Annotated in this window: 21 protein-coding genes, 1 pseudogene and 1 riboswitch; of the genes and pseudogenes, 7 read left to right on the top strand and 15 right to left on the bottom strand. The window is 35.6% G+C overall.

Translation table 11 applies throughout. The features are described from left to right. The 8 genes and pseudogenes from mobP2 to LJC66_RS14370 all read right to left on the bottom strand — a co-directional run bounded on the left by mobP2 (window position 1) and on the right by LJC66_RS14370 (window position 6,435). Window positions 1–1,221: a MobP2 family relaxase gene (gene mobP2, locus LJC66_RS14405; protein WP_230932845.1), complete on the bottom strand. Its 1,221-nt coding sequence runs from the start codon at window positions 1,219–1,221 to the stop codon at window positions 1–3. 18 nt (window positions 1,222–1,239) lie between these two features. Next, window positions 1,240–1,497 carry a hypothetical protein gene (locus LJC66_RS14400; protein ID WP_057240358.1) on the bottom strand — a complete coding sequence of 86 codons (258 nt, stop codon included), beginning with the start codon at window positions 1,495–1,497 and terminating at the stop codon, window positions 1,240–1,242. 218 nt (window positions 1,498–1,715) lie between these two features. After that, window positions 1,716–2,603, bottom strand: coding sequence for a hypothetical protein (locus LJC66_RS14395; RefSeq protein WP_230932844.1), 888 nt, complete (start codon window positions 2,601–2,603; stop codon window positions 1,716–1,718). A 589-nt stretch (window positions 2,604–3,192) separates the two neighbouring features. Further along, window positions 3,193–3,642 (bottom strand): annotated as a pseudogene (locus tag LJC66_RS27970) (VirB4 family type IV secretion system protein); the annotation flags it as partial. Window positions 3,643–3,662: 20 nt separating this feature from the next. Next, the gene (locus LJC66_RS14385; protein ID WP_230932842.1) at window positions 3,663–4,172 is read right to left on the bottom strand and encodes a hypothetical protein; all 510 of its coding nucleotides are present in this window, start codon (window positions 4,170–4,172) and stop codon (window positions 3,663–3,665) included. A gap of 403 nt (window positions 4,173–4,575) precedes the next feature. After that, a complete protein-coding gene (locus LJC66_RS14380) occupies window positions 4,576–5,598 on the bottom strand; it encodes a DUF3231 family protein (protein ID WP_230932841.1) in 1,023 nt (340 codons plus the stop codon). 141 nt (window positions 5,599–5,739) lie between these two features. Then, window positions 5,740–6,030: a DUF5592 family protein gene (locus tag LJC66_RS14375; RefSeq protein WP_230932840.1), complete on the bottom strand. Its 291-nt coding sequence runs from the start codon at window positions 6,028–6,030 to the stop codon at window positions 5,740–5,742. 69 nt (window positions 6,031–6,099) lie between these two features. Continuing rightward, the gene (locus LJC66_RS14370) at window positions 6,100–6,435 is read right to left on the bottom strand and encodes a hypothetical protein (RefSeq protein WP_230932839.1); all 336 of its coding nucleotides are present in this window, start codon (window positions 6,433–6,435) and stop codon (window positions 6,100–6,102) included. A gap of 757 nt (window positions 6,436–7,192) precedes the next feature. Here LJC66_RS14370 and LJC66_RS14365 point away from each other — a divergent pair. The 6 genes from LJC66_RS14365 to LJC66_RS14340 all read left to right on the top strand — a co-directional run bounded on the left by LJC66_RS14365 (window position 7,193) and on the right by LJC66_RS14340 (window position 13,587). After that, window positions 7,193–7,759, top strand: a complete 567-nt coding sequence (locus LJC66_RS14365) for a hypothetical protein (RefSeq protein WP_057240758.1) — start codon at window positions 7,193–7,195, stop codon at window positions 7,757–7,759. Window positions 7,760–8,278: 519 nt separating this feature from the next. Then, window positions 8,279–9,580 (top strand): replication protein, encoded by a 1,302-nt coding sequence (locus LJC66_RS14360; protein WP_230932838.1) that lies wholly within the window; start codon window positions 8,279–8,281, stop codon window positions 9,578–9,580. Between the two features lie 108 nt (window positions 9,581–9,688). Beyond that, complete coding sequence (locus LJC66_RS14355; RefSeq protein WP_230932837.1) at window positions 9,689–10,477, top strand: ParB N-terminal domain-containing protein; 789 nt, start codon at window positions 9,689–9,691, stop codon at window positions 10,475–10,477. A gap of 206 nt (window positions 10,478–10,683) precedes the next feature. Further along, the gene (locus LJC66_RS14350) at window positions 10,684–11,577 is read left to right on the top strand and encodes a sigma-70 RNA polymerase sigma factor region 4 domain-containing protein (protein WP_230932836.1); all 894 of its coding nucleotides are present in this window, start codon (window positions 10,684–10,686) and stop codon (window positions 11,575–11,577) included. Between the two features lie 798 nt (window positions 11,578–12,375). Next, window positions 12,376–12,600: a helix-turn-helix domain-containing protein gene (locus LJC66_RS14345; protein ID WP_016766661.1), complete on the top strand. Its 225-nt coding sequence runs from the start codon at window positions 12,376–12,378 to the stop codon at window positions 12,598–12,600. A 429-nt stretch (window positions 12,601–13,029) separates the two neighbouring features. Continuing rightward, a complete protein-coding gene (locus tag LJC66_RS14340; protein ID WP_230932835.1) occupies window positions 13,030–13,587 on the top strand; it encodes an MEDS domain-containing protein in 558 nt (185 codons plus the stop codon). Window positions 13,588–14,177: 590 nt separating this feature from the next. Here the strand turns inward: LJC66_RS14340 and LJC66_RS14335 are convergent. The 4 genes from LJC66_RS14335 to LJC66_RS14320 form a co-directional block, all read right to left on the bottom strand. Continuing rightward, on the bottom strand, window positions 14,178–14,498 hold the full coding sequence (locus tag LJC66_RS14335) for a hypothetical protein (protein ID WP_016766664.1): 321 nt from the start codon (window positions 14,496–14,498) through the stop codon (window positions 14,178–14,180). 288 nt (window positions 14,499–14,786) lie between these two features. Next, window positions 14,787–15,482, bottom strand: coding sequence for a hypothetical protein (locus tag LJC66_RS14330; protein ID WP_230932834.1), 696 nt, complete (start codon window positions 15,480–15,482; stop codon window positions 14,787–14,789). After that, entirely contained in the window at window positions 15,479–16,612 is a 1,134-nt protein-coding gene (locus tag LJC66_RS14325; RefSeq protein WP_230932833.1) for an FtsK/SpoIIIE domain-containing protein, read from the bottom strand. Before LJC66_RS14325 ends, LJC66_RS14330 begins: the two co-directional genes overlap by 4 nt. Before the next feature lie 12 nt (window positions 16,613–16,624). Then, window positions 16,625–16,924 (bottom strand): hypothetical protein, encoded by a 300-nt coding sequence (locus LJC66_RS14320; RefSeq protein ID WP_230932832.1) that lies wholly within the window; start codon window positions 16,922–16,924, stop codon window positions 16,625–16,627. A 376-nt stretch (window positions 16,925–17,300) separates the two neighbouring features. Continuing rightward, a riboswitch (SAM riboswitch) is annotated at window positions 17,301–17,401 on the top strand. 81 nt (window positions 17,402–17,482) lie between these two features. Between LJC66_RS14320 and LJC66_RS14315 the strand changes: the two genes are divergently transcribed. Further along, a complete protein-coding gene (locus tag LJC66_RS14315) occupies window positions 17,483–18,610 on the top strand; it encodes a 5-methyltetrahydropteroyltriglutamate--homocysteine S-methyltransferase (protein ID WP_230932831.1) in 1,128 nt (375 codons plus the stop codon). A gap of 136 nt (window positions 18,611–18,746) precedes the next feature. Here the strand turns inward: LJC66_RS14315 and LJC66_RS14310 are convergent, their stop codons facing one another. From LJC66_RS14310 to LJC66_RS14300, 3 genes are all read right to left on the bottom strand, one after another. Then, on the bottom strand, window positions 18,747–18,956 hold the full coding sequence (locus tag LJC66_RS14310; protein WP_230932830.1) for an alpha/beta-type small acid-soluble spore protein: 210 nt from the start codon (window positions 18,954–18,956) through the stop codon (window positions 18,747–18,749). A 225-nt stretch (window positions 18,957–19,181) separates the two neighbouring features. Continuing rightward, a complete protein-coding gene (locus LJC66_RS14305; protein WP_211079995.1) occupies window positions 19,182–20,048 on the bottom strand; it encodes an Rpn family recombination-promoting nuclease/putative transposase in 867 nt (288 codons plus the stop codon). A 153-nt stretch (window positions 20,049–20,201) separates the two neighbouring features. Next, on the bottom strand, window positions 20,202–20,546 hold the full coding sequence (locus LJC66_RS14300) for a hypothetical protein (protein WP_230932829.1): 345 nt from the start codon (window positions 20,544–20,546) through the stop codon (window positions 20,202–20,204). Window positions 20,547–21,091 lie beyond the last annotated feature (545 nt).

Raw genomic sequence — 21,091 nt, 5'->3', positions numbered from 1 at the left:
TTAATAGCCCCTTTCATAGTCGTTTTGTTGGTTACAATCACGTTCTGTTTCACGTTGCATTCGTTCATAATGCTGTTGGTTTTTCCAACTTTCATATTCGCTTTTAAACGCTTTTTCTATTTTGCGAAGTGAAAAATGTACAGGTACATGCTGCTTGTATTTCGCTGTTTGATTCCCAGACTGCTTTCTATCTAATAGACGTTTTACGTCTTGCTGCTTTCGATCATAAGCTTTCATTTCTTGCAAAAATGCATTTCCCATTCGCTTATATAAATCATCTATTTTCGTTTGCCTATAATTTTCATAGCGTCCTTTATCCCTCGTCCCTTCCCCATATGCTTTCTTTAATTCTTTTACTTCTTTATCTAAGTTCTTTATTAATTGCTGATACTCTTTTTGATGATATTTTTTGATATATTTTTCACTCAATGTATCAATATAAGGTTTCAATGGCTTAATGGTATTGTAACTATATTGCCACTGCCTTTTATCTTGAGGAAGATGATTATAGACCATTAAAAACAAGGGTTTTAATTCTCGATTGCGCCATGCAAAAGAAGAATCTTGTTTCTTTTGGTCAACCATTTCTTTGCGGATTAAATGATTAATTCTATCCTGATTTTTTCCTCGATCCCTAATTTGATTAACAACGGTTGACTTCATCACATCTAATGTTTTGGGCTTTCTCTTTCCTCGACTACGTGTAGGATTTGGTTCAACTGTTGCAACATGAATATGGATGTTGTCCGTATTGTAGTGTATAGCTGCTGACCAAACAGCCGACTCATTTAACCTTTCCCTTTCAAGCATTTTACTCATGGCTTGTCGTGTAACATACATCAACTTTCGTTCATCGACTGTATGTGTTCGAGCGTCATAAATCCCTTGTTCTTGCAGCCAAGGATTATGAAATGTAATGACGTCTTGCCACATAATACTGTTATTTTTTTGTGCTTCCTCAAAACTTTCTTTCAGTTTTGCTTTTTGTTCCTCCTTTAAACGATCATACTTATGTGTAAATAATGAAGATGTTTTATCAGGGTTTCCCATATAATCTTGATAAAGAGAAAAGGAATGCGCTACTGACCTATCTTCTTGTTTTGCTTCATCCCGATCTACATATTCAACATATTGCTGAAAGGCTTTATGATGAGAAGTAATAAATTTTGTTTTTACTACAACGCCTGGTACAATATTCGTTCTGTTAATAGCCTTAGACATTCTACCTCACCTCACTACTTACTCTTCTACTTCTCCAATCATTTCGAGTAGAATGTGGTTCATGTTTTCCATCGATGTCGCACATTTTTCCATCATAATCATATTCTTTTCTATCAAACTTTCTAGTTCATGTTCTCGCTCAACTTGTTCACGAAAAAAGGCCAGTGTTTCAAGCTGCCCTTTTAAAAATTCCTGTCTAGACAATTTATGTTTCTTTGCTAACTCATCAATTTTTTTAACAGCAATAGGATCTACATTTCTTATTTTAATTTCCATATTTCATGTCAACTCCTCAGAATAGTGGTGCTCCTCAAAAAATAGAGAGAAAGAGCATAAGGGTTTTTTGCTATCACAGGGTGTGATAGGCTAGGCAAAGCCTAGCAAAACCGTGATATCACGGAAACCCTCAAAGTGGCGACTCTCTGGCGACTCCAAAACGGTGTCTGGCGACTCTCTGGCGACACATTGGCGAGTCAGTGGCGACACCTCTTTTTTCACTTCATGGCTAAATCTTGTTGCTTTTCATTCAATTTTTGGAGCTTTTCCTGTAAACTTTTTTGTTCATCTTCATAAAGCTGAATGCTTTCATCACTGGATTGAATGGCATCCTTTTTCATCGCAATTTTTGATTCGGTATCAGCTTTTTCCTCATTCACTTGGTACTTCATATCACGTTGTAACTCGTTCACTTCTTGTTGAGTTTGATGTTTATGTTTGGCTTCTACGGTGATTGCTTTTTCATAGTTTTTCATTTTCTTTTTGACAAACTGTTTCTCTAAATCATTGACCAAAAGTGCATATTCTTGTTTGCTTTTGGTTCCTTTCTCTTCTTCACTTTTCGTTTTTCGTTGGTCAGAATAGAGTGTCGTAATTAACGCATGAGCATCTATTTCTTCTGTTGAATCTGTTTCTGAACCACTCGTTACATCATCCACGTTTACCGTTTCTTTTTCTTCATTTTCTTGATAAAGATCAAAGGCAAGTGCTTCCCAATTTGGAGATAAATCGCTGATTCTTACCACATAATAGCCATCATCTTCATACAATAAATGAACAGGTAATTTGATGTTTGGATTTGCTTTTTCTTGTGCCACAAAGCTTACTTCTTCTTCATCCGTTTGATCCATTTTGATGACCATATCGAGTGAACTTGAAGCCGGATGATACACACGATTTTCAATAGTGACGGTTCCAGTAATGTTTGAAGAAACAGATTCGTAGGTGTTCGTATGATACAAGGGATCTTCTGTTTTTAAGTAAAATTTTGATGTCAGTAAGGATAAAAAACCGATAAAGAAAAAGATTAAAACGGCTGTATACTTCCATGATCGATTGCGATTTAAATTAAACCGATAGTCTTCCAATTGCTTTTTAAATGCCACCTGTTCCACCTCATTTCATGATTTCTGTTTTCAATTCTTCGATACTATAAACCACCCATTTGTTCGCTTCTTTTCGTAAAGAAACTTTGATAATGTCATGCGTTTGATTGTCCACATTCTCATCTTTTATGACAAGATGATTCGTAAACTCAGCAATCACTTCGACCTCTTCTTGCCCTCCATCATAGTGTTGAACATAAAGCTGTACATCCTTTGGAGTCGAGGTATAACTATCTCCATATACGAACTTTTCAGAAGGATAAAATTGCTCATAAAGCTCTTTGTCCATGATAGATTTTGCAACTTTCTTTCGTTCCTCAAATCCTTCTTTTTCACGATGATAAGACACATCGATGAATTGATTAACCGTATTCAAGTAATCTCGTTTTTGTTGTTCTTGGGCAGAAGGGCGAACTTCACTTAGTTGTTTTTTTAGCTCTTTATTTTCTTCTTTTAAGCTGTCATTTGTGACTTGAATTTGTTTCGAAGCTGTTGTGTTGGAGATATTATGGTTAAGGTAGATATTGAAAATGGTCACGCCTGCCACCACAACGGCAAGCGCTCCAAATAGTAGTGCTGCTTTATTTTTCATCGTTTTTTCTGCAATATAAATGCGAAGGTGTATTCGTTTGATCACTTCTCCATTTGTGACTTGACGATATAACTCTTTCATATCTAAATATTGTTCTTGTGCATCCATACGATCAATGTTTTCCTTGGCATTCACATGCCGTGCATTTTGTTCTGACATATTTTTATTGATGGCTTCCACAACTTGTTTTCGCTCATCGCTTACTACATCTAAGGTTGTAATGGCATTTGGCATGTTCATGATCGGTTCCAACCAAAAATCGTTCACGTTCGTTGGGTACTCATAAATATGAATACAAGTCGAATACCCATCTCCGTTTCGAACAAGGTTTTCTTTAAAGCTCACGCCTCCTTGGAGCTGAATCTGTGCCACAAAATAAGGGTTGTATCCTTTTTTTCGCTTGATTTCTTGAGGTGTTTTCTCTTTTTTACGAAAAGGTAAAGTCATCATCGGTTTATCATCCTTTCTTATTGTTTATTACCAAGCTTGGCGTTTTGATTGTAGAGTTTATAAAGAAGATTAATTTGTTTTTCATCTGAAACAGGTAATAGAGGAACAGCCAGTTGAATATCTCGCATAAATTGGTCTTTTCGCTCTTTTACAGCGCGTTCAGTCGGTCCATATAGAAAAAGAAAGTATTCTCGATTGGTTCGCCCCCATTCTAAATATTGAAGTTCTTTTAATTTCTTTCGCAAAAACCGAAGGGATAACGCATTGTTGGCTTCTCGAATTTTCTTTTCAAGATACTGTTGCTGCTTTTGAGTTGAAACGGGTAAGTTTAACGAGATAATTTTAAACGGATCTTTGTCGTCCTGATATGTTTTGGCCAATGTATAAATATTGCGCCCTGCTTCTTGGTCATGCATGGCATTGATATCTGTACTTTGAAGCTGCCAGATTCCAAAAAAGCCTCCCTCATCTTTTAGCTGAAATAACCCACTATCTTTTTGATCTATAATGGGAATAATATCAGCCACACTTTTCTTTACCTCCGGTAGTTTCTCTTTCTTTTTTTCCTTTCTATCCTTGGGAGGTTGTAACAGAGAAAAAGGATTCTTTTTCTTTGCCCGATCGATCTGTTTATCCATCTCTTTTTTATCAAAAAGAAGAGTTTTACTTCTCTATTCTTTTTTTCAAGGTATTTACCGACTTTAATTGATCATTTTTCAATACTCTTTCATCGAATACCACCATCTTACTTATCCTCCTTTTAACTCCTGAATAGGACTTGATTAAATTATGAGTAGTAACTTGTATCAATAGACAAAAAGAAAGAACGTGTTTCAATAAAAACACGTTCTAACTATAGATTTTTACACTATTTGTTTAGTAAAATGTTTGTTTCTGCAAAAATAAACTAACTAATAAACCATGGTTCCTTTAACTTTCTGTATTCTTACGTATTAATTTATCACGATCAATAAATTGAGGAGGTTTCTCCATCCAAGAACGCTCAATTAACATATTCGCTCCATCCTCAGCATAGGCTCCTGATTTCAAAATAAATTTACTATAAAGAGCTGCTAAGTCATGTCGTATACTTAGGGACATGGCACTTCCATATGTTGCAACTCCAAGGGCACATAATGCATTAACAAAACAAAGCATAATCTGCTCTGAATAAGGAGCGATAGTGGAGTCCGTAACACACGTATCCCAAGTCATAGAAGCTGGAATATCGCTTTCATGTAACGTCTTATGAGTATGATAAAGAATATCTGAAGTAATTTTCGTGCCCCGTATAAAATGTTTTTTTATTTCACTATCCTTCACTACTTGAGAGAAACCTAAAAGGATATCCTTCCCTAGTTCATTATTAAGTGATGTCATATATAAATGAGAGGTTTCCAGTGCAAGTAGAGATCGTTTGTGTCCAAACCATCCGGTCAGAAACCTCTGCTCTGTCACAAACTCTACTTCCTTTGGATAATCCATATAAGGTGGCCGAATAAAGACACCTTTTTCCTTCATGACTTCTCGTGTAGCACCATTAAGGAGAATCGCCTCCTCCACATATTTATGGAATAAATGATGAATATCTTTCCGACAAGCCAATGTAATACCACCTGCATGTGCGGTCATCCCAAATTTACTCATGTGTAGAAGATAGGCCATATAAAAAACATCTGTAAAAAGACGTGGCGCACTTAGTTTAACGTGTTTCTCTACTGGATACCCAACTGGCTTAGGAATTCCCTCTCGTTGAAAAAGCGTTTCTATTTCTACTAGGTGCCCTTGAGCTACGTTAATGGTTTCCTCTAAAAGAAGTTTTACATCAGAGTCTTCCACCGTTTGTAGAAAATGTGTAACGATACAAATATTTAAACTATCATTCATATAGGTATTCCAAAGGTTTGAGATTTCAGCGCTTGTAAGACGCGAAGATTTATTCATTTCTACCATATATTATCCTCCATTCACGTTTACCTTTTACATAAATTGGTAATAATAAACGTGAAGTTTGAGAATGTTAACTTGGACTTTCCATTCAGAACCATCCTATCTACCAGGGATGGTTTTTCCTTATTGTTAATATGGCTCTCTTTATTCTTGTTCCCTATCTACCGCACAATAAGTGCTCTTCTTTCGTACAAGTGTAAGCAATAACGCTTCATACATCCATTTTGGAGGATTCGTGCTTGGTCTAACAATCATCAATAAACCAAGTATGCCCATAAAGACGTAAAAAGGAATTTGAATTATAGGATGAATGAAAAAACCTAACATCATCATGACTATAAGTAAGCAAATAATGAACAACAAATCAAAGAGATAAAGAGATTTATTAATCTTTAATTTCGTTGAGATTTCTTTCGGAATATTATAGTTTCCCATGACTCTTCCCCTTTCCATAAAAAAGAGGAGTAACGCTTGTTACTTCTCTTCTGGTTTATTCCGGTTCTTTCATCCAAGGTTTCGTAAATCTCGCCCTGTATTTCGTCCAATTTGATAAGAGCGTTTTGTTTCATGGACCGTTTGTGAATGATCAATACGTTCTTTTACCTTTCCTATGCTCTCTTTGACGTTGTCCCGTACCACTTGTGCTTGATCCACCCCTGTCGGCATGGAAGCAGAAGGTTCTCTTGTTGGTATAGGGTAACTTATTTCTATAGAAAAGCTACCTTCACTTGTACTCCCACCGTAACCGGAAGTCTCGATTTCCTCATGAACAGGTGTACTCGCACTTCCTAAAGAAGAGCTGCCTCCATTTGTACTTCCATTCTGACCAGAGGCTTGCATTTTATCTTGTAAAGATGTGCCTTGACCTGATCCTTTTCCTTCTGAAGCATTCCCTTTATTTCTAATATATGAAATCTCTTTTTGTTCACATTAAAATAAATAAAACTGCTTTTTTACCATTTTTTGATTCATATGATAGTCTATAGTTTCATCTTTTATAAAAAAGAATTTTTTGTTACTCTAATCAATCCTAAATGTTCCATGAACTCAATAAACATTTTCTACATTTGAAATAGAAATTACCTTAATTCAATTCTTAAAAATAGATAATAAATGCTATTGGTTTATTGTTGTATTGTTCTCTCCTATTTTTATAAAACAGAGATTGGTGTTAACAAAAACAACAAGTTGATCTTTAGTCTAACTTAACGATCGCCTTTTCTGACTCTCAAAACTTAAGTTAAACTAAAAACCACATAAGTTCACCATACATTCACCACAAAACACATTACCATTCACATAAGTATAACTTAAGTTAAACTAATATCTTAATAGTTCATAATATAAACCATATACACAAATTTGAAACAGGAATTGTTGATTTTTTGTCGAAATCATATAAAATTAAATGAACAGATGACTGTGAACTGGGTGAACAACCGCAAGCCCAGCAGGTGAATGACTGTGAACTGGGTGAATATAAGTAAACAAGGTGAGTAATTAGCCGTGAATCGAATGAATACTCATAAAAATCATACGTGAACGACTATGAACTGAGTGAATGTACATAAAATATTAGTAAATGGTGGTGGATTGAATGAATACTTCTGAAAGTGCAAATTTTATTGGTGTACCAGAAGCATCTGAGTATACCAATATTCCTCCTGAAACATTAAAAAGATATTTAATTAATCATGAACAGTTTTTGAATTTCAAAAAAGAAGGTAGACGCTATAAAATAAGTATTGAATCACTAGATCTATTAAAAAAAATCCGTGAGCTCTATAGTGAGGGCTTACTAAAAGATGATGTAAACGATAATTTGGCAAGTGATGGGCTTCCTATAACTATTACAGTCAAGAATCAAGAAGAGAAAGGCTCTATCTCTATAAACGATGAGCTGAGTGAAATAAAAAAAATGTTACAACAACAAGAACAACAAATGACACAACAAATGCAATTTAATCAAAAGTTAGTAGAAGAGTTACAGAAAGTTAGCCAAACCAATCAAGAATTAAAGCAAATGATAAACAGAAAAGATACTGAGTTGATTGGTGAGTTAAGAAAAGGATTATCAGAAAGCAAAAGAATGATTGAAGAAGCTTCTGCTAGTGCAGAGTTAGAAAAGAAAAAAACATGGTGGGAAAAATTAATGGGTAAATAATAAAAAGCTTCTACCTAGTAGAAGCTTTTTATTATTATAGTGTTGTAAGCTCATTATAAAAGTTACTGATTATAACATATTTTCAATATATTGAGGAGGGGTATTTTTTTGACCCTCCTCATTTTTTAAAATGAATTGTATAATAAAACGAATTTATTGTTAGGGAAAAACAGTTAAAAAGAATTCTTTTGAGATATATTACTAATTTTTATTGAATTATGAGATTAATTAACGCTATAATAAAACTAACAAAAATGTCCGGAATAGAAAAAAGACTTCAACTGTTTAAGTAGTGCGACCAACACACTTAAACCGTTCACCCTAATTACGGTAGGGAAAACACTTGTCGAAGTCTCTTGTTAATAGAGTTAGTTTTTCTATAAAATAAAACTTATGTTTTTATTTTATACGAAATTGACATCTATTTCAAGGGCTTAGTTCATCAAAATCAAGGCATTGTTTTCCTTTTTCCAGGGAAACAGTGTCTTTTTTGTGTTCCTTAAAGGAGAAGATGAACAAATGACAAAAATATTAACCTGTTATTTAAAAGATGTAGATACCTTCAATGGACGGTTCAAATGGTTATGGACCAACAAGTCCACGCTTCGTAAAAAGAAAGAAGAGTTTTTAGAAAGTCTTCGTACCCATTTTAAACAACAACAATCTGCTATACATAAAGAGTTCCCTAAGAAGAGGATGGAAATGCTCGATCACGTCATCTATAACCTAGTGGCTACGGGCATTCAAGCGATTCGTTCTGAAACGCTGATGAAGAAATTTAATGTTTCCAAAAGTACGGTTTCTCGTTTTGTACGCTCGTTAAAAGCGACTCCGTTTGTACTTGTGGCACGTTACATTAAAGAGGATGCAACAGGTACTCATCCTGACAGTTATGTATTTATCCTTAAAAGCCATAAAAACTTTCAGCACGTTTGCGACGAAATCTTTTTTGCCCATGATACAACAGGCATACAAACGCTTCAACAAGAAGAAATGACCACTCCTGTGACACGTCCTGTGACGTCTCCAGAAAGTGCTGAAAACGTTGATACACCAAGCTTAGAGGCCGATAAATCACCTGATGCCTTTATTAACCTTGATTTACCTGTAAATCATATAAATAATCATTTAATGTCTGTTTCACAGTCATTCAGCTATATCAAAGGTGTGCCTAAGAAAGTGAATCAAGTTTATGCAGGTAAGTATGGACATCAACTACAAGACTTTTATGCTCGTATTCAAAATGCTGCCAAAGCCGTAAAACGAGATACGAAGATGGAGATTAAAAAAGAGCAAGTACATGAAATTGCGTATTCAACCATTGTGGGATTAGATAAGTATGTGCATGAAGCCAATCAACAAAGCAATCCTTTATCCCTACGGGATATGTGTCGATTAATCTATCAAATTGCGAAAAATCAATTCTATGAATTAGCAAAGCCTAAATACCAGGATTATTCATCAGTATACGCAAATCAACAAGAAGTTATACATAACGAAAGTAAAGAAACACTATTGGCTACACCAAAACGAATTATTCGTAAAGAACTTGTTCCAGATTGGTTAAAAGCAGAACAGCAGCAAGGTCAATCTAAACAAGAAGCAGAAGTTACAGTAGATCAACAGCTTGAAATGATTCAGTTAAAGCAAGATTTAGGACAAGAACTCACGCTAGAAGAAGAAAACTTGCTGCAGCAGCATAGCTCCACGTATAGCTTGTTGGAGATAGCTCAGGTAAAACAAGACTTAGGACAAGGTTTAACGCCAGAGGAACAAGAGTGTTTGCGTCAATACAACCAGTTAAAAGACACAGCTTCCTAATCAAAAAAGTAGAAATCTTTTAGAAGCTGATGTTTTAATAGAATATGTTTATTTAGAACTGTGTTCTAAATAAACAATAACTAATAATTTACGCAGGAGGAGACTATTATGCCACATAAAATTACCTTAACTGGATCAGCCACAGGACCTTTACGAGAATATGATCGCTACGTTGCCTTTGATATGCGTGAAAAAGGGTCACCATCTGCGCCTAAAGGATTAAAGAAGAGTACCTTTATTTCGTATACGGTGTTTGTTGCGAAGAAAGCCTTTAATAAAACGGGGCTCACGAAGAAAAGCATCATGCATGAAAAATTTTTAATTCAAGGGGAACCAACGTTAGACATTCCCATTGATGAATGCCCTGGTGAAGTAGGAGTAATTTGTTTCCAGATTACTGTCCTTCCTAACAAGAATGATAAAGAGAAGAATCAATCGGAAGAGAAAAAAGACCCTAAACAAGAGGCTTCTGCGTCTCCTGAGGCCCTGCAGAAGACGGAATCTAAAAAACAGGAAGAAGCGCAAGCACCTGTTTCTCAACCTGTAGCAAATGAACAGAAGAAAGAAGCAGAAACGGTACAGCCAGAAGTCAAAGAAGCACCTGTACAAGAGAAAAAAGCTGAGCCAAAACCGAAAACCCTACCGAATCAACCAAAAGGCACACAGGATCTTGTAAGCTTTGATGATATTATTGTTCCTGAAGAGTTCTTAAAGACACGACCAAACCCTGAAAAAACACAAAAGGTAATTGATTTTGTGAAGCGTACAGGGCGCCTCGATGAGCCTTTGACGATTGAAAAAGAATCAAAGATCTTAAAAGATGGATACCGTCGTTATGTGGTCGCTAAAACAGTCAAAATGGATAAAGTTCCTGTTGTATATGAGTATCAAAAGTAAGAACTCAAAGAAAAAGGAACGATTGTTTAGAGTTTCACTGACAAATTAGACAAAAACAGACTAAACAAAGTGATAACCTATGTCCAATGGATAAAAAGGTAAATGAAACAGGATTTAATCTCTGTTGAGGTAAGATGAACATCTTCACTACTATTCTCTATACGTAGCTTTCTATGCATCTAGGTCGCGAATTGGAGGGAGATATAGTGACTAAAAATCAAAAACTGTGGACGAAGGAAGAAGATTTATTTCTAAAAGAACAATATGGGCGGATGACACTCCAAAAAATTGGTGAATGTTTAAATCGTAGTAAAGAATCGGTTAATAAACGGGTCTCACGACTACAACTTCGCAACAACCAGAATGGCATACGCAAAAAATGGTCCCCTGACCAAGATATTTTCTTAAAAGTAAATATTAATAAGATGAACAATCGAGAGATTGGAAAACATTTAGGCAAGAGCCCTTCTTCTGTTGCGAATCGAATTAGGCTGTTAAAATTAGTACGAAAAACGTCATTACGTAGATGGACAAAGAAAGAAGATGAATACTTAGTAAAATGGTATGGAGTTAAGTCACTTGACCAAATATCTAGACGCTTAAAGCGAAGTATACAAGCATTAGAGTCTAGGTTATATCGTTTAGGTATACGTGGCGTAAGAGTTCATCTGGGAAATGTTACAGTATATGAACTAGCAGAGTGCCTGCAAGTTGATGTTCATACCATTTATAACTGGATTCAGAAAAGAGAATTGCCCTATAACATCTTGAGAGCAAACACACGAACATTTTTAGGAATTGACGTAGCAGCCTTTTGGAAATGGGCACAACAGAACAAGGAACTGATTAATTTTTCTAAGGTATCCCTGAATACTCTTATTCCAGAACCCGACTGGGTAAAGGAACAAAGAAAATATGATTATTTTAATCGGCCTAAATATGAAAATAAAAAGTGGACTGAAGAGGAAGATGCCCGTCTATGGTACATGTTTTATCAAAAAGGTCGTACTCAACAAGAAATTGGCCAACTAATCGGTAGATCAGCACATGGAATTCAACGGAGATTACACCGACTACGGAAAAAGAAGTTACCTCAATAAATCCTACCTTTTTGTGATTGTTCTTACTGGTCCCACATAGTAGTCCTTTCCATTGCACATTAATATTGTGAAACAGCCTTTTTATAAGAAAGGTAGCTCTGTAGAAGCATAGAAACTTACGTTATGCCTGAAAATGTTATATTTTACACTTTAATAGTATCTATTGTTTTCTTCCATAAATGAGAGGACTCTATAAGGATAGATGGGATTCTCTTTTCTCCTTCACTGATTAAATTGTGTTTTCTGGCGTGATAATTTAGGAATTGCTGTTGTTAGAGGCGTTCTTACGTTCTCTGAGGCAGTCTGTTTTTTATTTTCCATTATACTCAAAATCTATTCATACCTATAACAAAGACCGCCCATTATGTATCAGTTTATAAGGCGGTCTTAACTGTATTCATGCTATATGACTATGACCAAAATATCGACATTATTCCAATAGGGCATTAAATCATATTCAAATCGTTAAAATTATTTCCATCAGTTTATCCCACTTATTAATTGAGTATCCTTATAGGTTATCTTAGCTTCTTATTTCTTTTCCTCATCACTCAATTTCTTTAAAATATCCTCTAACATCTGTTTTCCCTTTAGAGTCAAATAGGCATGTTTTGAGTTTAATAAAGAAAGAGCTAATTCCTTGGTCATATGTAATCACCCCAGTTCTTCATAGAGCACCTTTCTAAGTCTTAATAAACAATATGAGAGATACCTTGTCCATTATGTTCATTTTTTTTGAAAAAATGTATAAAAAGTTAAACAGAATGGACAAAATATTAAAAAAGGAGGTTTAGGATAATGTGGTGGAAGAATCCAAGACGCTCAAAGTTTGGTAGATGGTTAGAAAAAAAAGGTATCTCTCAAAGCGATTTTGCAGAAGAAAGTAAGGTATCTCGTACAACAATTTCAAAACTATGCAATAATAATGAATACATTCCGAGTGCATCTACTCTAAAAAGGATTATGAGAACGGCTAGAACAATAGACAAGAATAAAAAAGCCAATGACTTTTTCGATATATGAGGTAGACATATTATATACGTACACATATAGATTAATAATTTAAGTATATAAGATTCTCTATTCTAACTAATAGAAGGCATTGGTTAATGTATGCCTTGTAATGGTAAATCCCCGCAAAACCCAGTCCATTCATCTCCAATACAACTTTTCTGTACTAATGGTTAGTTAACATAAAACCTCTTCTGGTACATATCACAAAAAGAATTCCCTGTGGCATAATGGTTTTGTCTGGGGTTCTTTTTACAGAGTATACAACTTTTATACATTCTTGATTTAACAAGACTTTGGTTGAAGACGGAGGTTAGAGTAATGTATAAAAACGCCCCTTATGCACGTAGTTAATTTTTGAAAATTCAATAAATTACCACTATATTCTACCTACACAATCCACGTATAATAAGAAAGCGACAAGAAAGAAGGGATTGTGTATTGAAAAGTAAAATGAATCAGTTGTTTGCAGAACAAAAGAGTGTTCATATACTGTATTCTTATGACCAGCAAGAAACGTATATACAACAAGCTGTAAGTTATATTCAAGAGGGGGTTCTTGCTGGAGATTGCATTCTTCTTATTGAAAATGACCGTTTTTATCCTTTTATTCATAACCATTTAAAAGCACTCTTGACCACGGATCAAATGAAAAAAATTCATCGTATAAACAACTTTGATTTCTATTATTCAAGTGGTAGTTATCATCCTCCTGCTATTCTTGCTTACTTTGAGAAGAGTGTACAGCTCTATCTAGAAAATAATCTTTCTTTTAGATCATGGGCACATGTAGAATGGAGTACGATGGAAGATCCGTTACATCTCATTGAAGATTTTGAAAGAATTGTGGATGATGCGGTGAATAAACTCTCATTTCCATTAATTTGTGCATACAAAGGAGAGAGGATGCCCGAGTATCTCCAAACTATTTTAATGAAAACACACCCTTATGTTCTCGTGGAAGGTGATGTAATTACTTCTGAACAATATAGGCCCTAACTGATGTAGAATAAAATAAAAGCGCTTACGTAATTATACGAAGCGCTTTTTTATCGTTAAGAGAATGACTAGTTCTCGTTCTTCCATTCAGTTTATTGCCCTTCTTAAACTTTCTCTTTGTTTCCTTATATCTCTTCTGTTTAACTGTCGTAGCCTAAATGTTAATTCTAACTAGTCGTATTTATTTTGAAAATTTTCTTTTCAAAGGATAAAAATTACTTTTTTACGTTAAAAACATGATAAAATAGACTCGATGGTTCCACTATAAAACCATTACTTATTCGTAGCGAAGAAGAGCCCTTTCAGTCCTTAACTAATTAAGGGCTTTTCTTGTTTTCCTCGTGTAATTTCCTTATGTTAGATTGATCTTAATTCCACTAGAAGAAGCTGATGGTCTTACCCTTACTTCTTTTGTTTGTTTCGAAGAACTTTTATATTTCTCCATCAACTCATGAATGCTTGTTACTTGTATAATACGAATGTGTTCGAAGGATAATGCATACCGAATAAGCGTAATTGCAATAATGATAGCTTCTAGTCAATTTATCAGTATTTAAACAAAAAAAGCGACCTTATTGGCCGCCGTAATCCTACTCGTTATTTTCAAATAAATTAAAAGAAAGTTGCTCGGCTCTTTTCCTATGGTAATAAGCATTTTTAACTCGTTTTACTCGTTCTCTATTTTCAATGTAATAATCTCGGTCACGAATAGAAACGCAAGCTTTACAGTATGGTCCAAGGTGACCGAACCCATCGTTTTTATGATGATAGTTCTTTGCATATTTTAATTCGCCGCATTCACGGCAAGTCTTAGCGACAACTTGTCCGTCAGCGTCTGTAAAGTATACGAATCCTCTCGGCTTTTTTCTTTCCTCATATTCCTGCGCCAGTAGTTCTTCTCGTAGACTCATATTCGCTCACCTCCTCGGTTGCCTTAGTATTGCTACTTATCCTCTTTTATTATACGAATTAATTCCATTCGATACCAGTATGCAAATCCATTGCCTTCTCCGCGTATGACAGTTTTGTCTCCTGCAGACGCCTGGATTGATTCAACTTTATCTAACTCTTTCTATGTTAGTGATTATGCTGTTTTCAGAACCCTTTGCAAATGCGCGGATGAAAGGTGTATAAACAGGCTACCTTTAATTATTTTGAGGTAGCCTGTTTTGTGTGATTACAAACACTTTTCTAGTACTCTATGTTAAGTTGATTTTAATTCCCCCAGAAGAGGAGGTGGTTCTTGACCTTACTTCTTTTGTTTGTTTGGAAGACCCCTTATATTTCTCCATTAATTCATGAATGCTTGCTACTTGAATGATGCGAATATGCTCTGAAGACAGAGTATACCGAACAGGTGTAATTAAAATGACAGAAGGGAAGATCGCTGATTGGTCCTCAGGCTGCCAATGCAAGGCTTTCCAATCATCTGAAAAGAAGAACTCCTCATAAAGGTCAATCTTTGCCTGCATTTTCTGTTCTGAATAATGATTACGTTGAATTTCAATCCAAAAAGGAGATCCTTTAAAGATACAAAAGAGATCAGGTTCAATGCCTCCTTTTCGTCCTGTGGGCTTATCTTCGACAATAACCTGTTTAGGCACACTATACGTACACATTTGTTTATAGATATCTAGAATGGAAAGGAAATGTAATATTTTTTGAGAGTTCTTTTTAATCTTCGCATCCACAGGTAAATAGACCGTCGGAGAATACTGCTGAGTGCGTTCAATTAGCTCTAATCGATATAAACGTACCATCACGCTATTACACGCATTTATGGGTGATTTCAGCTGTTTAAAGAACAGTTCCACTAATGAGTCTCGATCCACAGCCCGAAACTGATTGATAAACGTAATGATGTCTTTATCACGCTGAGATAACCGAAAGCTCATCGCTGTTCCTCCTTCTCTAACAATCCAAAGATAGACTGTGACACAACCTCCAGTTGAGGTTCAGGATCTTTTACCTTTGTTTTATAAGGTGAAAGTAGTTCCTTACAAGCCTCTTCATCTAAGAAATAGGCTTGAAACTCCTTCACCTCATCAATTTTAATTTTCATGCGCCCCCTGGCTGCAGCATCAATTTCTTCTGCCCCGAGTACTCCAGCTACTTTCGCATTCGTGGCATCGGCTTGCCTTCCAGAAATCCGCACCCTTAAATTAGCTTTTAACGCAGAGTTTAATAAATCAGCATCTGGGCGCTGCATGGCAATAATCGTATGGACACCTAGCGCACGACCTTGGCTTGCAAACTGTTGAATCATCTCTACAAGCTCCGTTTCTCTCTTTACTATGGACATTTCATCAATTACCACAACGATACGAGGCAGCTTAAAAGGAAGCCTGCTGATATGTGTTACGCCATGTTCTAACAGTAAATCGCCTCGCCGATACATTTCAGCTCGTAGTAACGCAAAAGGTTTTCTCATATCCTTGACTTCAAAACAAAGCGCATCCACATGTTCAATGCCATGAAACAAACCTAAATCAGCTCGTTTAAGATCCACTAATACTAATCGCAAATCATCAGGCGGTGTATATTTCACCCATGTGGTCAAAATCACGCGCATTAAGCTGCTCTTTCCTGCTCCAATTTCACCAGATATCAATAAGGTTTCCAAATCCGCAAAGTCCCATGAAACGGGGTTTCCATAGATATCTTGACCAATACAAACAGGAAGCTCCATCTTCTCAATATGAGGATGAATAACCTCATAATTATAATTGAGCATCTTAGGTAGGCTTTTGTGATGAACGGTGATACTAAAATTCTTTAGGTTGCCGTTTATTTCGATGTTACCGCCTAATACTTGTCGTAAGGCCCATCTTTTTTTCGTTAAAAGTTCAGGGTCGATCCCATTTAGTAAAGAAAAGGCGTACCGAGTGTACGTATGGTGGTTATCGATTTGATGAATTTTCGGAAACAGATAGGAGGTACGGTCTCCTCGTTTCACCACCCGGTAAATCTCTGCTGTACGAAACGCTTTAATAAGCTTTCCACGCAATTTTAGTTTCTCAAACATCTAGAACCCTCCTTAAAACATAAATGTCGCAAAGAAGTAAAATAGAGCCCCATAAAAGGTGACAGGCAAGATAAAGCGCATTACTTTTGAGAACTGATCAACGAGATCAATGACACCCCATCGCTCTAATATTCGTTCGATGATAGCAACCCCTAAGACAATGCCTCCTAGGGTCAGAATAGTGGGGTCAAGCATGGCTAGTGGACTAAAAGGAACAAAGGAATAAGCCTTGAAAGGACGAGGTCTCTTGAGAGGTGGTTTTGGGGATGGAGAAAAAATTTTTCGAAAAGGAAACCTTTGTGTTTTTCTCATGTTGATACCTTCTTTCAATCTTTTAATTTTTTTGCTTTTGAAGTGCCTGTTTTTTTAGCTCCCCGCATTCGGTCGCCCCCTTCGCCTCTTCGGCTCAGCTCCCTTACAGATTCCACAAATGGCTTCAACAGAGTTATAAGGCTTGTATTAACGAGGTAGCAATACTGAACTAGCTACTGATTAGATAACGGAGTTACAATACTTTAGATACTATGTAGCTACTGCGGTAAGCTTGCCTGTCCAATCGAAAAATAACAAAGAACCTTTGCTGCAGTAGGTAATGAGGTAAGAGGTGTATTATTTCTGATTTTTCGAATTTTTGTTGACAATCTAAGAAAACAAGTGTAACCTTTTTTCTAGTTGAATAAATTGAATATTCTTATCTCGAGAGGTGGAGGGACTGGCCCTAGGAAGCCTCGGCAACAGACTGTTAAAGTACTGTGCCAATTCCAGTAGCAATTTGCTTGAAGATAAGAAGAGAATCCATAACGATTATTAACCTCTTCTTATCTGTAAGAAGAGGTTTTTTATTTTGAAAAGAAAGAAGGAAATAAAACCATGACGAAGACATTAGTGAAGGCTCCATTTAAAGCTGATCACGTAGGCAGCTTTTTACGAACGATTCCCCTTAAAGAAGCGAGAGAAGCGTATGCGAATGGGAAAATTAATAAGGGCGATTTAAAATCTGTAGAGGACAAAGAAATTGAAAAACTTGTCCAGAAACAAATTGAGGTAGGGCTTAAATCCATCACTGATGGTGAATTTAGACGCTCATGGTGGCATTTGGACTTCTTATCAGGATTAGAAGGCGTAGAGGAGTTTGAAACAGAATATATCAGCCAATTCAAAGGTGCAAAAACAAAAAATAAGGCGATTAGGGTAGTAGGTAAAGTAGACTTCAATCATCATTATATGCTGGAACACTTTACGTTCTTAAAAGAAGCTGTCGAACAGTATGGTGATGGAAGCCAAGTTGCTAAATTCTCTATTCCAAGCCCCAACATGTTATTTACTCGAATTCAAGAAGATACATATTACAAGGGAAGCAGAGATCAATTTTATCATGATACTGTGGCTGCTTATCAAAAAGCTATTCAGGCCTTTTACGACGCAGGCTGCCGTTATCTACAACTAGATGATACTTCCTGGATTGATTTCGTTTCTGAAGAACGCATCAATGCGGTTGTTGAGAAGCTTGGTATGGATGTAAAAGACATTATCGATACTCGAGTAAGTTGCTTAAATGATGCTATTTCTAAAAAGCCTGAAGATATGCTCATTACTATGCATATTTGCCGTGGAAACTTTAGATCTACGTATATCACAAGTGGCGGCTATGATACTATATCCGATGCCATCTTTGCTAACTTAGATGTAGATGGGCTTTTCCTTGAATATGATGATAACCGTTCAGGAGATTTTGAACCATTAAAAAGCTTTACAGGTAACAATCAAACTGTTGTATTAGGGTTAGTAACATCTAAATTTCCTACACTAGAAGATACTGAGATTATTAAGCAAAGAATCCAAGAAGCAAGTCAGTATGTTCCTCTAGCTAACTTGTCATTGAGTCCACAATGTGGCTTTGCAAGTACAGAAGAAGGAAATGTGTTAACAGAAGAGGAACAATGGAATAAAATTAGTCACATAATTAAAATTGCTCAAGATGTCTGGGGAGTTAACTAAAAAGGGAGATTTGTTTCTTAATTTTATACAAGCAGCATTCTAGATGTGTTGAAATACGATAAACAGGCGAATCTTATAAACGGAAAAAGGAAGAATGGATATCCATTCTTCCTTCAGCCATCATTATAAAGTTTTATTAGAAACGTCCGCCGCCAAGTTGTTGCTCAGCCATTTGCACAAGACGCTTAGTGATTTCGCCACCTACTGATCCGTTTGCACGTGCAGTTGTGTCAGCACCAAGGTTTACACCAAATTCGCTCGCGATTTCATATTTCATTTGATCGATTGCTTGTTCAGCACCGTATACTACTAATTCATTGTTGTTGCTGCTTTTGTTGTTTGCCATGTTGTGTCACCTCCTTGTTTCTTTTAAGTTTCCTATTGTAGAAGAAGTGCATTCGTGGTAAAAAATGGATGTATCATTTCTATGTCTGCTCCCTATACTAATTTTTAGAAACAAATGACACTGTAAAAAGTGGGATTAGATGTTTCATTTCCTTGTCATGAAAATTAAACATTTGCCATGTTCGAAAAAAGAGCCGTATCTTTTAGATACAGCTCTTTTTTATATTTATTGATGACGAAGCTTTTCAATTTCTTCTATAGAAAGCCCTGTTAATTTACTTATTATATTGCTCGCTATACCTTCTTGGATCATTCCAATGGCCATTAATTTTATAGCTTCTTCTTTCCCTTTTCTTTCGGCTCTTTTTAAAGCTGACTTCTCATCTAACAATGCTTTTCTTCGGGCTTCATAAGCTAATAATACTTCTGGATCTTGGCTTACGCGTTCCCACTCATCTATTGCTTTTTTTAGCACGTGATCTTCTTGCATTGCAATCTCCTCCAATACTTGAGTGATTTCTTCATCTTCCGATGCTTCAAGCAATAATAACCATCGTACAAGCTGATCTTCTCGTGGATCTACCTCTCTGTTACGCCATTTAATTAATAATTTAGGTAGCTCCATAAAATGAATTTCTATCATATCCGTTAAGAGTAATTTTTGTTCACGTTCATATAACTGAAAGGTGGAGTGATAATGATTAATATGAGATAAATAACGGAAGTTTACAATGTTGATGGTAATGGTTTTACAAAGCTCTCCGTAGTCCATGCCTTCTTTCATTTGGCTGCTATACATTTTGGACCAGTAGTAGAGTGTTCGCTTTTCCATATCATGTTTATTATTAAGTTGGATTTCTATATTGACGCGGCTTCCATCTTCTAATTGCGCGTGTACATCTAAAATCGAACGTTTATCTTCTTGGTTTTCTTTATTAAAATGCGGATCTAATAACTGAACCGTTTGAATCTTCTTTTCATCTGGAAAGCGAAGTGCTGCATTTAAAAAGGCAGCTAAAATGGATTCATTTCCATGTGTGCCAAATAACGATTTAAACGCAAAATCGACACGTAAATCTAATCGTTTTGTCATAGTGCCCTCCATTTTCTTTTATGTTTGTTATTAGTATATCACGACTAGATTTCTTCTTCCTATATCACACGTTCTAATTCGATACGCTCACATTGAAAAACTTGTTCCTCTATTAGGTACAAGATCTTCTTAACAACCCATTACTGAATATAATTAGATAAATAATAAGAGAGCTTTCTTCTGGTTTAAGTGCTGCAAGACACTAATAAGGTGATCCACGTCATCTTGAGAAATGGGTAAAAGTTGTACTAGAGTATTTTTAATATCTGTTAATATACATAAGTCATATAATTCATGATCAGTGAAGATAGTTTGAAGGGGGGTTAATCTGAATAGTAATGGGAGATTGTCATATAGGTCAGTTCCACACTTAACAAAAAAAAGTTGTCGCCATAATGGTCCATATTGTGTAATCATCTCATGTTCGATGATACTTACTATTGTTATTTCAATTTCAAATAGCAACATATAAGACTTAAATATGAGCTCTTTTTCCATGTGCATTACTCCTTTTATAGGATTTTTAAAATAAGTTAAATTATAGTTGTCCTGCGATTCACTGTGCCTGCCTAGGTATACATCGAATGCATAGATGCATTTCTTGCTACTTTTCCATCAACACCACCCCTCTCTCTCTATTTGACCATCGTTGATCCTTTATCCTCTATTAGTGCAATCATTTGAGAAAGGTAAACAACTCTTTGTTCTGAGTTTTGGTCTCAATAAAAAAAAGCTCCGAATGGCTGTTTGAAACTAATGTTTCTGTATCTTAGAGATAAAAAGATAAGATCATTTTAGAATGTCAATCTACTAAAATTCCTAAAATAGTACATTTCATTACTATTTACCTCCATTTTACTACTAATTATCATATATAACATGACTTTTTACACCTTTATAAGTAAAAATATTCAATTTATTTTATATTAACGTATGGTTTCGTGTAGTAAAATTAATTTTGCTATAAAAGAACACTACATATGAAAATACATTTATAAAAGGGGATAAAACAATGAAAAGTCGTGTTATCAAGATTGTTTCTT

This window comes from Priestia sp. TSO9 (genome assembly GCF_021029645.1).
GTDB classification, from domain to species: Bacteria; Bacillota; Bacilli; order Bacillales; family Bacillaceae_H; genus Priestia; species Priestia megaterium_E.
Note: the sequence above shows the minus strand (reverse complement) of the source record. Positions and strands in the feature narration are given on the sequence as shown.